At 73.3% G+C, this 14206-nt stretch carries 15 protein-coding genes; 14 read left to right on the forward strand and 1 reads right to left on the reverse strand.

Translation table 11 applies throughout. The annotated features are described in order from the left end of the window. The first annotated feature begins 53 nt into the window (after nt 1–53). From mltG to nusB, 10 genes are all read left to right on the forward strand, one after another. Nucleotides 54–1892: an endolytic transglycosylase MltG gene (gene mltG / locus BMY40_RS22670; RefSeq protein WP_093662556.1), complete on the forward strand. Its 1839-nt coding sequence runs from the start codon at nt 54–56 to the stop codon at nt 1890–1892. Continuing rightward, on the forward strand, nt 1889–2734 hold the full coding sequence (locus BMY40_RS22675) for a shikimate dehydrogenase (RefSeq protein ID WP_093662558.1): 846 nt from the start codon (nt 1889–1891) through the stop codon (nt 2732–2734). The genes mltG and BMY40_RS22675 overlap by 4 nt, the downstream gene beginning before the upstream one ends. A 116-nt stretch (nt 2735–2850) precedes the next feature. Beyond that, complete coding sequence (gene aroC, locus BMY40_RS22680; protein ID WP_093662560.1) at nt 2851–4035, forward strand: chorismate synthase; 1185 nt, start codon at nt 2851–2853, stop codon at nt 4033–4035. Further along, nucleotides 4032–4574 carry a shikimate kinase gene (locus BMY40_RS22685; protein WP_093662562.1) on the forward strand — a complete coding sequence of 181 codons (543 nt, stop codon included), beginning with the start codon at nt 4032–4034 and terminating at the stop codon, nt 4572–4574. Before aroC ends, BMY40_RS22685 begins: the two co-directional genes overlap by 4 nt. Beyond that, the gene (gene aroB / locus BMY40_RS22690) at nt 4571–5665 is read left to right on the forward strand and encodes a 3-dehydroquinate synthase (RefSeq protein ID WP_093662564.1); all 1095 of its coding nucleotides are present in this window, start codon (nt 4571–4573) and stop codon (nt 5663–5665) included. The genes BMY40_RS22685 and aroB overlap by 4 nt, the downstream gene beginning before the upstream one ends. Beyond that, entirely contained in the window at nt 5662–6117 is a 456-nt protein-coding gene (gene aroQ, locus BMY40_RS22695) for a type II 3-dehydroquinate dehydratase (protein WP_093662566.1), read from the forward strand. Before aroB ends, aroQ begins: the two co-directional genes overlap by 4 nt. 160 nt (nt 6118–6277) lie before the next feature. After that, nucleotides 6278–7210, forward strand: coding sequence for an AAA family ATPase (locus tag BMY40_RS22700; protein ID WP_093662568.1), 933 nt, complete (start codon nt 6278–6280; stop codon nt 7208–7210). Between the two features lie 79 nt (nt 7211–7289). Continuing rightward, entirely contained in the window at nt 7290–8414 is a 1125-nt protein-coding gene (locus BMY40_RS22705) for a M24 family metallopeptidase (protein WP_093662570.1), read from the forward strand. Between the two features lie 60 nt (nt 8415–8474). Next, the gene (gene efp / locus BMY40_RS22710) at nt 8475–9041 is read left to right on the forward strand and encodes an elongation factor P (RefSeq protein ID WP_093662572.1); all 567 of its coding nucleotides are present in this window, start codon (nt 8475–8477) and stop codon (nt 9039–9041) included. A 2-nt stretch (nt 9042–9043) separates the two neighbouring features. Then, nucleotides 9044–9472, forward strand: coding sequence for a transcription antitermination factor NusB (gene nusB, locus BMY40_RS22715; protein ID WP_093662574.1), 429 nt, complete (start codon nt 9044–9046; stop codon nt 9470–9472). Nucleotides 9473–9650: 178 nt separating this feature from the next. On the opposite strand, the gene bldD is transcribed toward nusB, so the two are convergent. Further along, on the reverse strand, nt 9651–10151 hold the full coding sequence (gene bldD, locus BMY40_RS22720) for a transcriptional regulator BldD (RefSeq protein WP_093662576.1): 501 nt from the start codon (nt 10149–10151) through the stop codon (nt 9651–9653). Nucleotides 10152–10416: 265 nt separating this feature from the next. On the opposite strand from bldD, the gene pyrR reads away from it, so the two are divergent. The 4 genes from pyrR to BMY40_RS22740 all read left to right on the forward strand — a co-directional run bounded on the left by pyrR (nt 10417) and on the right by BMY40_RS22740 (nt 14113). Continuing rightward, nucleotides 10417–11001 (forward strand): bifunctional pyr operon transcriptional regulator/uracil phosphoribosyltransferase PyrR, encoded by a 585-nt coding sequence (gene pyrR / locus BMY40_RS22725; RefSeq protein ID WP_093662578.1) that lies wholly within the window; start codon nt 10417–10419, stop codon nt 10999–11001. Nucleotides 11002–11118: 117 nt separating this feature from the next. Then, the gene (locus BMY40_RS22730; RefSeq protein ID WP_093662579.1) at nt 11119–12153 is read left to right on the forward strand and encodes an aspartate carbamoyltransferase catalytic subunit; all 1035 of its coding nucleotides are present in this window, start codon (nt 11119–11121) and stop codon (nt 12151–12153) included. Nucleotides 12154–12158: 5 nt separating this feature from the next. Continuing rightward, on the forward strand, nt 12159–13445 hold the full coding sequence (locus tag BMY40_RS22735) for a dihydroorotase (RefSeq protein WP_093662581.1): 1287 nt from the start codon (nt 12159–12161) through the stop codon (nt 13443–13445). Further along, nucleotides 13442–14113, forward strand: coding sequence for a PH-like domain-containing protein (locus BMY40_RS22740; protein ID WP_093662583.1), 672 nt, complete (start codon nt 13442–13444; stop codon nt 14111–14113). Before BMY40_RS22735 ends, BMY40_RS22740 begins: the two co-directional genes overlap by 4 nt. Nucleotides 14114–14206: the final 93 nt, after the last annotated feature.

Raw genomic sequence — 14206 nt, forward strand, 5'->3', positions numbered from 1 at the left:
GCGGCGTCCGCGAGTACCGCAACCGGCTGCCGTCCGACGGCTCTAGGGGATCGATGACTGAGTATGGCCGGGGCACCGGCTCCGAACCGTGGCACCCCGACGACCCGCTCTACGGGGACCAGGGGTGGAACGACGGAGCCCACCACGGGGCCCAGCAGGGAACCCGGCACGGCGACTGGGACACCTACGGCGGGCAGAGTCAGTACCACCCCCAGCAGCACCAGGGCCAACAGCACCAAGGCCAACAACAGCACCAGCAGCCCGGCTACGGGCAGCAGGGCTGGGACGCCCAGGGCGGCGGACAGCAGTACGGTCACCAGCAGCAGTACGGCGATCCGTACGGCCACCAGGACCAGCAGCACCACGGGCAGCACCAGGGCGACCCCTACGGCCAACAGCAGCAGTACGGCGATCCGTACGGCCAGCACCAGCAGCACCAGGGCGACCCCTACGGACAGCACCAGGGGCAGCACCAGGACGATCCGTACGGCGGCGGACAGTACGCGGACCACACCGCTCACCCCGGAGCCCAGGACGCCTACCCGCAGTACCCCGGACAGCATCCCGAGCAGCACGGGCACCGCGAACACCCCGAGCACCCCGAGCAGCACGAGGAGTACGGGCAGCAGCCTCCGCACTCCCGGCAGCCGGGGCGGCGGCGCCGCGACGAGCCGGACCCCGGCCCCGGGCCCGACGAGGAGACCGGCTGGGACCCCGGCCCGGACCAGGGCGAGCACGCCTTCTTCTCGGACGACGGCGACGACGAGCACGACGACGAGGGCGGCGGCCGGTCCGGACGCGGGGGCAAGGGCAGGGGCGGCAGGAAGGGCAGGAACGGCATCGCCTGCCTGACCGTCGCCCTCGTCCTGGTCGGCGGCGTCGGCACGGCCGGCTACTTCGTCTACGACTTCTACCAGAGCCACTTCGCCGCCGCGCCCGACTTCTCGGGCCGGGGCGAGGGCGAGACCCAGGTGGAGATCCCCGAGAACAGCACGCTGGCCCAGATGGGCGCCATCCTGGAGAAGGCCGGCGTGGTCAAGAGCCAGCAGGGCTTCATCGAGGCGTCCAACGCCAACCCCAAGGCGCAGAGCATCCAGCCGGGCGTCTACATGCTCCGCAAGGAGATGTCCTCGGCGGCGGCCATCGAGATGATGCTCGACCCCTCCAGCCAGAACGCCCTGATCATCGCCGAGGGCAAGCGGGCCTCGGAGATCTACGCACTGATCGACGAGAAGCTCGAGCTGGCGGAGGGCACCACGAAGAAGGCCGCCGAGAAGGCCGACCTCGGCCTGCCGGAGTGGGCGGAGGGCAACCCCGAGGGCTTCCTCTTCCCCGCCAAGTACACCGTGGGCGACAAGACCGAGCCCGAGGACCTGCTCAAGAAGATGGTGGAGCGGGCCGAGCGGGAGTTCGAGAAGGCGGACCTGGAAGGCCATGTGGAGCGGCTCGGCCTCGAGTCGCCGCTCCAGGTGCTCACCGTCGCCAGCCTGGTGCAGGCGGAGGGCAAGTACAAGCACGACTTCGTGAAGGTCTCCCGCGTGGTCTACAACCGGCTGAAGCCCGACAACACCGAGACCAACGGCTACCTGCAGTTCGACTCCACCTACAACTTCGCCAAGAACCAGTACACGCTGGACGTGCCCTCGCCCAGCACCATGGCCAAGTTCGACCACCCCTACAACACCTATGCCAAGAAGGGCCTGCCGCCCGGCCCGATCAACAGCCCGGGCGCCGAGGCGCTGCACGCGGCGGTGGAGCCGGCCGAGGGGGACTGGTACTACTTCGTGTCGATCACGGAGGACAACACGGTGTTCTCCGACACCTACGAGGAACACAGCCGGCACGTGGAGAAGTTCAACGCGGAGCAGGAGAAGAACGGGGAGGGCCAGTGAGCCCGGCCGCGAGGCGGGCGGCGGTCCTGGGATCGCCCATCGCCCACTCCCTCTCCCCGGTGCTCCACCGGGCCGCCTACCGCGAGATGGGCCTGACCGGCTGGTCGTACGACCGCTTCGAGGTGGACGAGGGCGGCATCGCGCCGTTCCTGGAGAAACTCGCCGCCGGCGGCGAGGAGTGGGCCGGCCTGTCGCTGACCATGCCGCTCAAGCGGGCCGTCATCCCCCTGCTGGACGGGATCGGCGACACCGCGGCCTCGGTCGGGGCCGTCAACACCGTGGTCTTCACCGCGGACGGCCGCCGCCTCGGCGAGAACACCGACATCCCCGGCATGGTCGCCGCACTGCGCGAACGCGGCGTGGAGAGCGTCCCGCACGCCGCGGTGCTGGGCGCCGGGGCCACGGCCTCCTCCGCGCTCGCCGCGCTCGCCCGGATCTGCACCGGCGAGGTCACCGCGTACGTCCGCAGCCGGGAGCGGGCCGAGGAGATGCGCGGCTGGGGGGAGCGGCTGGGTGTTGCGGTGGCGACCGCCGACTGGGCGGACGCGCCGCGGGCGCTGGTCGCGCCCCTGGTGATCGCCACCACGCCCGCGGGCGCCGCCGACGCCCTGGCGGCGGCCGTGCCCGAGCGGCCCGGCACCCTCTTCGACGTCCTCTACGAGCCCTGGCCGACCCCGCTGGCCGCGGCCTGGGCCGGGCGCGGCGGGCGGGTCCTCGGCGGCCTGGACCTCCTGGTGCACCAGGCGGTCCTCCAGGTCGAGATGATGACCGGCCGCTCCCCGGCCCCGCTGGCCGCGATGCGCGCGGCGGGCGAGGCCGCGCTGGCCGCGCGCACGGCCTGAGGCGGGGACCGGCAGCCGAGACGGGCGTCCCGTCTGCTGGACGGACGGCCGGTCCCGCGGTGCGATCGTGAAAGGATCGGGACCGAGCACGTACGGGCCTGGACTGAGGAGCACCGTTGAGCAGGTTGCGCTGGCTGACCGCGGGGGAGTCGCACGGCCCCGCACTGGTGGCGACGCTGGAGGGGCTGCCCTACGGCGTGCCGATCACCACGGAAATGGTGGCGGACGAGCTGGCGCGGCGGCGGCTGGGCTACGGTCGCGGCGCGCGGATGAAGTTCGAGCGGGACGAGGTCACCTTCCTCGGCGGGGTGCGGCACGGGCTGACCCTGGGCTCCCCGGTCGCGGTCATGATCGGCAACACCGAGTGGCCCAAGTGGGAGAAGGTCATGGCGGCCGACCCGGTGGATCCGGCCGAGCTGGCCGAGCTGGCCCGCAACGCGCCGCTGACCCGGCCCCGCCCCGGCCACGCCGATCTGGCCGGGATGCAGAAGTACGGGGTGGGTGACGCCCGGCCGATCCTGGAGCGGGCCTCGGCGCGGGAGACGGCCGCCCGGGTGGCGCTGGGCGCGGTCGCCCGGTCGTACCTGAAGGAGACGGCCGGCATCGAGATCGTCTCCCACGTGGTGGCGCTGGGCGGGGCCGAGGCCCCGGCCGGGACGCTGCCGGAGCCGGGGGACGTGGCGCGGCTGGACGCCGACCCGGTGCGCTGCCTGGATCCGGAGGCGAGCCGGGCGATGGTGGAGGTCATCGACGCCGCCCACAAGGACGGCGACACCCTCGGCGGCGTCGTCGAGGTCGTCGCCCACGGGGTGCCGGTCGGGCTGGGCTCCCATGTGCACTGGGACCGGCGGCTGGACGCCCGGCTGGCCGGAGCGCTGATGGGCATCCAGGCCATCAAGGGCGTGGAGGTCGGCGACGGCTTCGAGCTGGCCCGGGTGCCCGGCTCCGAGGCGCACGACGAGATCGTGCCCGGCGAGGACGGGGTGCGGCGCGCCTCGGGGCGGTCGGGCGGCACCGAGGGCGGGCTGTCCACCGGCGAGGTGCTGCGGGTGCGGGCGGCGATGAAGCCGATCGCCACCGTGCCGCGGGCGCTGGCCACCGTGGACGTGACCACCGGGGAGGCCACCCGCGCCCACCACCAGCGCTCGGACGTGTGCGCGGTGCCGGCCGCCGGGATCGTCGCCGAGGCGATGGTGGCGCTGGTGCTGGCCGACGCGGTCGCCGAGAAGTTCGGCGGCGACTCGGTCACCGAGACCCGCCGCAACGTGACCGGCTTCCTGGACAACCTGGAGATCCGGTGAGCGCCGAGCGGCCGCAGGAAGCCGGCGCCGGCCCGGCCGTGGTCCTGGTGGGCCCGCCCGGCGCGGGCAAGACCACCGTGGGGGCGGTGCTGGCCCGCCGGCTGGGGGTGGCGCTGCGCGACACCGACGCGGACGTCGAGGCCGCCGCGGGCAAGACCATCCCCGAGATCTTCGTCGACGACGGGGAGGCGCACTTCCGCGCACTGGAGCGGGGGGCGGTACGCGCGGCCCTGACCGGGCACGAGGGCGTGGTCTCGCTCGGCGGCGGCGCCGTCATGGACGCCGGCACCCGCGAGCTGCTGGCCGGTCTTCCCGTGGTCTTCCTGGACGTGGCACTGGCCGACGCGGTCAAACGCGTCGGGCTGGACGCCCCGCGCCCCCTGCTGGCGGTCAACCCCCGCAAGCAGTGGCGCACGCTGATGGAGCAGCGCCGCCCGCTGTACACCGAGGTGGCCCGCGCGGTCGTCACCACCGAGGGCCGTGACCCGGAGGAGACCGCCCAGGCGGTCCTGGACGCACTTAGGTTGAAGGAAGCATGACCACCACACCTCCCACCCGCATCACCGTCGGCGGCACCGCGGGCACCGCGCCCTACGACGTCCTCGTCGGACGGCGGCTCCTGGACGAACTGCCGGGCCTGATCGGCACCGAGGCCCGCCGGGTGGCCGTGATCCACCCCGAGGCGCTGGCCGAGACCGGCCAGGTGCTGCGCGAGGACCTGGCGGAGCAGGGGTACGAGGCCATCGCCGTCCAGGTGCCCAACGCCGAGGAGGCCAAGACCGCCGAGGTCGCCGCGTACTGCTGGAAGGCGCTGGGGCAGTCCGGCTTCACCCGCACCGACGTCGTCGTCGGCGTCGGCGGGGGAGCGACCACCGACCTGACGGGCTTCGTCGCGGCGACCTGGCTGCGCGGGGTGCGCTGGATCGCGGTGCCCACCACGGTGCTGGGCATGGTGGACGCGGCCGTCGGCGGCAAGACCGGCATCAACACCGCCGAGGGCAAGAACCTGGTGGGCGCCTTCCACCCCCCGGCCGGAGTGCTGTGCGACCTGGCCGCGCTGGAGTCGCTGCCGGTGCACGACTACGTCAGCGGCCTGGCCGAGATCATCAAGGCGGGCTTCATCGCCGACCCGGCCATCCTGGACCTGATCGAGGCCGACCCCGAGGCCGCCCGCACCCCCGAGGGCCCGCACACCTCCGAGCTGATCGAGCGCTCCATCCGGGTCAAGGCCGAGGTGGTCTCCTCCGACCTGAAGGAGTCGGGGCCGCGGGAGATCCTCAACTACGGGCACACCCTGGCCCACGCCATCGAGAAGAACGAGCGCTACAACTGGCGGCACGGCGCGGCCGTCGCCGTCGGCATGGTCTTCGCCGCCGAGCTGGGCCGCATCGCGGGCCGGCTGGACGACGCCACCGCCGACCGGCACCGGGCGATCCTCACCGCCGTCGGGCTGCCCGTCACCTACCGGGGCGACCAGTGGCCCAAGCTGCTGGAGACGATGAAGGTCGACAAGAAGACCCGCGGCGACCGGCTGCGCTTCATCGTCCTGGACGGGCTGGCCAGGCCCGCCGTCCTGGAGGGGCCGGACCCGGCGATGCTGCTCGCCGCCCACGCGGAGATCGCCGCGTGAGCGCCGCCGGGCCCCGCAGGGTCCTCGTCCTCAACGGCCCCAACCTCGGCCGCCTGGGCTCCCGCGAGCCCGACGTCTACGGCTCCACCTCCTACGCCGGGCTCGTCGAACGGTGCACGGAACTGGGCAGGGAGCTGGGTCTGGAGGTCGAGGTCCGCGAGACCAACGACGAGGGCGAGATGATCCGCTGGCTCCACGAGGCCGCCGACGCATCCCTGCCGGTCGTCCTCAACCCCGCCGCGTTCACCCACTACTCGTACGGGATGCGCGACGCCGCCGCCCAGCGCACCGCCCCGCTGATCGAGGTGCACATCTCCAACCCCCACGCCCGCGAGGAGTTCCGCCACACCTCGGTCGTGGCGGCCGTGGCCTCCGGCACCATCGCGGGCTTCGGCATCGGCTCCTACGAACTGGCCCTGCGCGCACTGGCCGGCGACCGGCCGCAGGACTGAAACGGCCGGGACGGGGGGCGCGGGCACCACTTCGGACCGCCGGCCGTTCACACGGCACCGGACGGGGAGGGTACCGTTCGGTGCCGGACGGACGAGGTGACGTCCGGCCGGGCCCACCGCGCCCGGCCGGCGCACCGGACGGAAACGGAGTTGGGACCGGATGCAGCAGTACGGGGCGCAGCGGCCCGTCCCGCCCTCGGGCTCACCCCAGGGCCATTCCCAGGGACACCCACCCCACCCCCATCCCCACCACCCTCACGCGCACCCGCAGCCCGCCGCCCACCCCGGCTGGAACACCCCCCGCCGGGTCCCCCCGCCCCCGCCCCCCTCGCACCCGGCTCCGCCCGCCGTCCCGCCCGCCGCCGTGCCCACGGCACCTCCCGCCGGGCCGCCTCCGGCCGCGGCGCCCACCCCGGCGCCCCCGCCGCAGGCCCCGGACGCCACCGGCCACCTCCGGCTGCCGCCCGGCGCGCCGGTGCAGATATCGGGCACGGCCGACCCGGCCGCCGGCCCCGTCACGGTGGAGGCCGCGCACACCGCCGCCGTCGCCGTCCTGCTGATCGGCCCGGCCGGGGCCGGCAAGACCACCGTCGCCCGGTACTGGGCGGACACCCGCCGGGTGCCCACCGCGCACATCAGCCTCGACGACGTCCGCGAATGGGTGCGCTCCGGTTTCGCCGACCCCCAGTCCGGCTGGAACGAGCACTCCGAGGCGCAGTACCGCCTCGCCCGCCGCACCTGCGGCTTCGCGGCCCGCAACTTCCTGGCCAACGGCATCTCCTGCATCCTGGACGACGCCGTCTTCCCCGACCGGCCCGTCGTCGGCCTCGGCGGCTGGAAGCGCCACGTCGGCCCCGGCCTGATCCCGGTGGTGCTGCTGCCCGGTCTGGAGGTCGTCCTGGAGCGGAACGCCGAGCGCAGCGGCAACCGGCGGCTGTCGGACGAGGAGGTCGCCCGCATCCACGGGCGGATGGCCGGCTGGTACGGTTCCGGGCTGCCGATCATCGACAACTCCCGGCAGGACGTGGCCACCACCGCACGGCTGCTGGACGAGGCCGTGGCCCGCGCGCTCACCAGCCCGCCGAGCTGGTAGCACGTGCGGCGGGCGGCGGGTGCCGCCGTCCGGACGTGTCGGGACGCCGCCGTGCGTCACCCTGCGTACGCTCAGGGGCATGTCCGAGGTGTACGTGGCCCGCCGCAGCCGACTGCGCGACCGCTGGACGGCGGAGGGCGGTGAGGCCGCCCTGGTCTCCCGGTCCGCCAACGTCCGCTACCTGACCGGCTGGTCCGTGCCCGGAGCGGTCCTGCTGCTCGGGGCGGACGGCCGCGACACCCTGCTGAGTCCGGCCGCGCCCGCCACCGACGGACGCACCGAGCCGCCGCGCACCACCGGCGACCTGCGCTGCACCGTCCTGCCCGGGGACGTGCCCGACCCGGCCGTCGTGGCCGCCGAACTGGCGGCGGCCACGGCCGGGCCGGGCACGTCACTGCTGGCGGTGGAGGAGCACGACCTCACCGTGGCCCGGCACCGGGCCCTGGCCGCGGCCGCGCCCCGGCTGCGCCTGACCGACCTGGGCCGCGCCGTGGAGCAGCAGCGCCTGGTCAAGGACGAGGAGGAGCTCGACGCCCTGCGCGTCGCCGCGGAGATCACCGACCACGCGCTCGGCGAGCTGCTGGAGTCCATCCTGGTGGGCCGTACCGAACGCCACCTGGCGCTGGAGCTGGAACGGCGCCTGATGGACCACGGCGCCGACGGCCCCGCCTTCCCCACCTGTGTCGGCACCGGCCGCAACTCCGGTCTGCCCGGCCACCGGCCCGGGGACCGGCGGGTGGAGGAGGGCGACTTCCTGAGCGTGCGGCTGGGCGCCCGCTACCGCGGCTACCGCTGCCAGATCGGCCGCACCTTCGTGATCGGCCCGGCCCCCGCCGACTGGCAGATCGAGCTGTACGAGCTGGTCTTCGCGGCCCAGCGCGCGGGGCGGGAGGCACTGCTGCCGGGGACGGAGTACCGTGAGGTGGACAGGGCCGCCCGCCATCCGCTGGAGGCGGCCGGGTACGGCGACCTCCTGGAACCGGGCACCGGGCACGGTGTGGGGCTGGAAATCGGCGAGGACCCTCGGTTGTCGCCGACGGCCATGGGTAAACTGGACGCTTGTGTGCCGGTCACCGTCGAACCGGGGGTCCACCTCCCGGGACGGGGCGGCGTCCGGATCGACGACACGCTCGTCGTCCGCCCGCAGGCGGACGGCGGACCGGAGCTACTCACCATCACGACCAAGGAACTGCTCGCCCTGTGACACGGGGGCGTGGTCCTTCGGTCTTCCGCAGCAGCAGCAGTCTCAGGAGATTCCGCGACCGTGGCCACCACGAACGACCTCAAGAACGGCATGGTGCTCAAGCTCGAAGGGGGCCAGCTCTGGTCCGTTGTCGAGTTCCAGCACGTCAAGCCCGGCAAGGGCGGCGCCTTCGTCCGCACCAAGCTCAAGAACGTGCTCTCCGGCAAGGTGGTCGACAAGACCTTCAACGCCGGCACCAAGGTCGAGACGGCCACCGTGGACCGACGCGGCATGCAGTTCTCCTACAAGGACGGCGCCGACTTCGTCTTCATGGACACCCAGACCTACGACCAGATGCCCATCACCCCCGAGGTCGTCGGCGACGCCGCCAACTACCTGCTGGAGGGCCAGGAGTGCACGGTCGCCGTGTACGAGGGCAACCCGCTGTTCATCGAACTGCCCGCCGCCGTCGAGCTGGTCGTCGAGTACACCGAGCCGGGCGTCCAGGGCGACCGCTCCACCGGCGGCACCAAGCCCGCCCGGCTGGAGACCGGCTACGAGATCGGCGTGCCCCTCTTCATCACCACCGGTGAGAAGATCAAGGTCGACACCCGCTCCGGCGAGTACCTCGGCCGGGTGAACAGCTAACCGTGGCAGCCCGCAGCAAGGCACGTAAACGGGCCTTCCAGATCCTGTTCGAGTCCGACCAGCGCGGCAGCGCCGTGACGGCCGTGCTGGCGGACTGGATCCGGCACGCGCGGACCGACGAGCGGCAGCCGCCGGTCGGCGAGTACACGATGCAGCTCGTCGAGGGGTACGCAGAGCACGCGGACCGGATCGACGAGCTGATCGCCACCTACGCCGTCGGCTGGACGCTGGACCGGATGCCGGCGGTGGACCGCAACCTCCTGCGGCTCGGCGCGTACGAACTGATCTGGGAGGACGCCGTACCCGACGCGGTGGTGATCGACGAGGCGGTGCAGCTCGCCAAGGAGTTCTCCACCGACGAATCCCCGACCTTCGTCAACGGCCTGCTGGGCCGTCTGAAGGAGCTCAAGCCGACGCTGAAGCGCGCCTGAGCCTCCGGGCCGGGGCCGCACCGAAGAAGTGGCGAGGGGCCCGGGACACCCGACGGGTGTCCCGGGCCCCTCGCTGTCGGAAATCCCCGGGGGACCGGCGCGGAGCGCGACCGCCACCGGGAGCGGAACCCTCGCACGAGGGCCCCGCCCGGTGGCGGCCGCGCCGCGGGGGGAGGCCTCAGGCCTCCTCGTGCTGGACCGCGCGACGTGCGTCGGCGTCCAGCACACCCCAGCTGATGAGCTGCTCGGTCAGAACCGAGGGCGACTGGTCGTAGATGACGGCGAGGGTGCGCAGGTCGTCCTGGCGGATCGACAGCACCTTGCCGTTGTAGTCGCCGCGCTGGCTCTGGATCGTCGCGGCGTACCGCTGCAGCGGGCCCGCCTTCTCGGAGGGCACGTGGGCCAGCCGCTCCAGGTCCAGAACGAGCTTCGGCGGCGGTTCGGCGGCTCCGCCCGGCGTGCTGCCCGGCAGCAGCTCCTGCACCGGGACGCCGTAGAAGTCCGCCAGCTCGGCCAGCCGCTGCACGGTCACGGCACGGTCGCCGCGCTCGTACGAGCCGACCACGACCGCCTTCCAGCGGCCCTGGGACTTCTCCTCGACACCGTGGAGGGAGAGCCCCTGCTGGGTGCGGATGGCGCGGAGCTTGGCTCCGAGCTGTTTGGCGTATTCGCTGGACATATGGCTCCCCGGAGGACGTCTTCGTAACTCACTGTGATGTTACGCAGCGTAATGTACGGCGTCAAGCCGGGCCGGTCCATACCGGGGGGTGCGCGGGAGTCGCGGCCCGCGCACCCCGGTGCGGAACGGCCCCGGCGGGCGCCGGAGCGGACGCCCCGGACAGTCCGCCCGGACGGGCTGGTACCGTTGACGGCGCACCATCCGACGTCCTTTAAGGCCCGTCCCGTGAGGCGGGGAAGGAGGTCCGTTTACCGTGGACACATCCATGGGAGAACTGGACGGCAACGGTCCCGACCCGGTCCGCCCCGTGCTGGAGGCACCGGACATCGCGCGGGTCCTCACCCGCATCGCCCACGAGATCGTCGAACGCGCCAAGGGCGCCGACGACGTGGTGCTCCTGGGCATCCCCACCCGCGGCGCGCACCTGGCCAGGCGGCTGGGAGCCAAGCTGGAGGAGATCACCGGCCGTCCGCTGCCGGCCGGCTCGCTCGACATCACCATGTACCGCGACGATCTGCGGATGCGCCCCGCCCGCGCCCTGGCCCGCACCGAGATCCCGGCCGAGGGCGTCGACGGGCGCCTGGTCGTCCTGGTCGACGACGTGCTCTTCTCCGGCCGCACCATCCGGGCCGCGCTCGACGCGCTCGGCGACATCGGCCGCCCCCGCGCCGTGCAGCTCGCGGTCCTGGTCGACCGCGGCCACCGCGAACTGCCGATCCGCGCCGACTACGTCGGCAAGAACCTCCCCACGTCGCTGCGGGAGACGGTCAAGGTCCAGCTCACCGAGGAGGACGGCCGCGACGGCGTGCTCCTGGGCGTGCGAGAGGCCGCCCGGTCCGGCGAGCGGTAGCGCTCCCGCACCCCTCGCGCCCTCCGCCGCTCCCGCCCTTGCGGGCCCAGCGGCCCCCCGCGGCCGCGTCCGCGCGCCCGCATGCCTTGAAACCTCCACACACCGGAGCACATCCAGATGCCGCTCTTCCCCGGGGGCAACCCCCGGACTTCCGGTCACCTGATCTCGGCCGCCGACCTCACCCGCGACGACGCCGTGCGCATCCTCGACACCGCCGAGGAGATGGCGCGCCTGGCCGACCGCCCGATCAAGAAGCTGCCCGCGCTGCGCGGCCGCACGATCGTCAACCTCTTCTTCGAGGACTCCACCCGCACCCGCATCTCCTTCGAGGCCGCCGAGAAGCGGCTGTCCGCCGACGTCATCAACTTCGCGGCCAAGGGATCCTCGGTCTCCAAGGGCGAGTCCCTCAAGGACACCGCCCAGACCCTGGAGGCGATGGGAGTGGACGCCGTCGTCATCCGGCACGGCGCCTCCGGGGCCCCCTACCGCCTGGCCACCTCCGGCTGGATCGACGCCGCCGTCGTCAACGCCGGGGACGGCACCCACCAGCACCCCACCCAGGCGCTGCTCGACGCGTTCACCATGCGCCGCCGCCTGATCGGCCCGGACGCCGGGCTCGGCCGGGACCTCGCCGGCCGGCGGGTCACCATCGTCGGCGACATCCTGCACAGCCGGGTCGCGCGCTCCAACGTGGACCTGCTGAACACCCTGGGCGCCCAGGTCACCCTGGTGGCCCCGCCCACCCTGCTGCCGGTCGGCGTCGAGGGCTGGCCCTGCGAGGTCTCCTACGACCTGGACGCCGTGCTGCCGAAGTCCGACGCCGTGATGATGCTGCGCGTCCAGCGCGAACGGATGAACGCCGCCTTCTTCCCCACCGAGCGCGAGTACTCCCGCCGCTACGGCCTGGACACCCAGCGCATGGACCGGATGCCCGAGCACGCCGTCGTGATGCACCCCGGGCCCATGGTCCGGGGCATGGAGATCACCGCCGAGGTCGCCGACTCCGGCCGCTGCACCGTCACCGAGCAGGTCGCCAACGGCGTCTCGATCCGCATGGCCGTCCTGTACCTGCTGCTCGGCGGCTCCGACCACGCCAACGCCAACAACACCGCCAACGCCGCCGGCACCACCGCCCGTACCGAGGAGAAGTGACACCCATGAGCAAGACCCTGATCCGCGGCGCGAAGGTGCTGGGCGGCGAGGCGCTGGACGTCCTGGTCGACGGCGAGACCGTCGCGGCCGTCGGCGCCGGTCTGGACGCCGACGGGGCCCGCGTGGTCGAGGCCGAGGGGCAGATCCTGCTGCCGGGCCTGGTGGACCTGCACACGCATCTGCGCGAGCCGGGCCGCGAGGACTCCGAGACCGTGCTGACCGGCACCCGGGCCGCGGCCTCCGGCGGCTACACCGCCGTGCACGCCATGGCCAACACCTTCCCCGTCGCCGACACCGCCGGCGTCGTCGAGCAGGTCTGGCGGCTGGGACGGGAGTCCGGCTACTGCGACGTGCAGCCGGTCGGCGCCGTCACCGTCGGCCTGGAGGGCAAGCAGCTCGCCGAGCTGGGCGCGATGCACGACTCGGCCGCCTCGGTGCGCGTCTTCTCCGACGACGGCAAGTGCGTGGACGACGCGGTGATCATGCGCCGGGCGCTGGAGTACGTCAAAGCCTTCGACGGAGTCATCGCCCAGCACGCCCAGGAGCCCCGGCTGACCGAGGGCGCCCAGATGAACGAGGGAACGGTCTCCGCCGAGCTCGGCCTGGGCGGCTGGCCGGCGGTCGCCGAGGAGTCGATCATCGCCCGCGACGTGCTGCTGGCCGCGCACGTCGGCTCCCGCGTGCACATCTGCCACCTGTCCACCGCCGGATCGGTGGAGATCGTGCGCTGGGCCAAGTCCAAGGGCTGGAACGTCACCGCCGAGGTCACCCCGCACCACCTGCTGCTCACCGACGAGCTGGTGCGCTCCTACGACCCGGTCTACAAGGTCAACCCGCCGCTGCGCACCGAGGCCGACGTCACCGCCCTGCGCGAGGCGCTGGCCGACGGCACCATCGACTGCGTCGCCACCGACCACGCCCCCCACCCCCACGAGGACAAGGACTGCGAGTGGGGCGCGGCCGCCATGGGCATGGTCGGCCTGGAGACCGCCCTGTCCGTCGTCCAGCACACGATGGTGGAGACCGGGCTGCTGGACTGGGCGGGCGTCGCCGACCGCATGTCCTTCCGCCCCGCGGCCATCGGGCGCCTGGCCGGCCACGGACGCCCCGTCTCGGCTGGTGAGCCCGCCAACCTCGTCCTGGTCGATCCGTCCTACCGTGGAGCGGTGGATTCCGCACGTTTCGCCTCCCGCAGCCGCAACACCCCCTACCAGGGCCGCGAGCTGCCGGGCCGGGTCACGCACACGTTCCTGCGGGGCAGGGCGACCGTCATGGACGGAGAGCTCGTATGAACCTCTCACCGGTGACACTCGCCACCCGGTACGCCGCGGCGCCCGAGTCGCAGCAGGTCACGGACTGGGCGCCCCGGATCGCCTGGGTGATCGGCCTGCTCCTGGTCGTCGCCCTGGTGTACTGGCTGATGAGGGAGGGCTGGAAGTGGCGCTCGGTGCTCCAGTCCGACCTCCCCGACCTCCCCCAGGCGCCCGCCGACCCCGGCGAGCCGAAGCTCACCATGACCGGCCGCTACCACGGCTCCACCACGGCCGGGCAGTGGCTCGACCGGATCGTCGCCCACGGCCTGGGCGCCCGCAGCCGCGTCGAACTCACCCTCACCGAGCACGGGGTGGACGTGGTACGGCCCGGGGCGAACGACTTCTTCATCCCGGCCGGCCGGCTGCGCGGCGCCCGGCTCGACAAGGGCATCGCCGGCAAGGTCCTCACCGAGGACGGCCTGCTGGTGATCACCTGGGAGCACGGCGACCGCCTGCTGGACTCCGGCTTCCGCTCCGACCGCGCCGCCGAGCACGCCGCCTGGCTGGACGCGCTCCGTGCGATGTCCACCGGCACAGACTCGGGCACAGCCTCAGGCACAGCCTCGGGCACCGTGTCCGGCACCGCAGACGAACCCCACGGCACCACCGAAGCTGCCGCCACCAAGCACCACGAGGAAGGCGCATGATGACGACTTCTGTTCGCACGGCCGCCAGGGTGCCCGCCGTACTGGTTCTGGAGGACGGCCGCATCTTCCGCGGCCGTGCCTACGGGGCGGTGG

It is taken from the genome of Streptomyces radiopugnans, from assembly GCF_900110735.1.
Lineage (GTDB): Bacteria > Actinomycetota > Actinomycetes > Streptomycetales > Streptomycetaceae > Streptomyces > Streptomyces radiopugnans.

Coding starts and splice junctions, on each gene's coding strand:
- mltG (WP_093662556.1), top strand. CDS start 54: ATGACTGAGTATGGCCGGGGCACCGGCTCCGAACCGTGGCACCCCGAC.
- aroB (WP_093662564.1), top strand. CDS start 4,571: ATGACCACCACACCTCCCACCCGCATCACCGTCGGCGGCACCGCGGGC.
- BMY40_RS22700 (WP_093662568.1), top strand. CDS start 6,278: ATGCAGCAGTACGGGGCGCAGCGGCCCGTCCCGCCCTCGGGCTCACCC.
- BMY40_RS22705 (WP_093662570.1), top strand. CDS start 7,290: ATGTCCGAGGTGTACGTGGCCCGCCGCAGCCGACTGCGCGACCGCTGG.
- bldD (WP_093662576.1), bottom strand. CDS start 10,151: ATGTCCAGCGAATACGCCAAACAGCTCGGAGCCAAGCTCCGCGCCATC.
- pyrR (WP_093662578.1), top strand. CDS start 10,417: ATGGGAGAACTGGACGGCAACGGTCCCGACCCGGTCCGCCCCGTGCTG.
- BMY40_RS22730 (WP_093662579.1), top strand. CDS start 11,119: ATGCCGCTCTTCCCCGGGGGCAACCCCCGGACTTCCGGTCACCTGATC.
- BMY40_RS22735 (WP_093662581.1), top strand. CDS start 12,159: ATGAGCAAGACCCTGATCCGCGGCGCGAAGGTGCTGGGCGGCGAGGCG.
- BMY40_RS22740 (WP_093662583.1), top strand. CDS start 13,442: ATGAACCTCTCACCGGTGACACTCGCCACCCGGTACGCCGCGGCGCCC.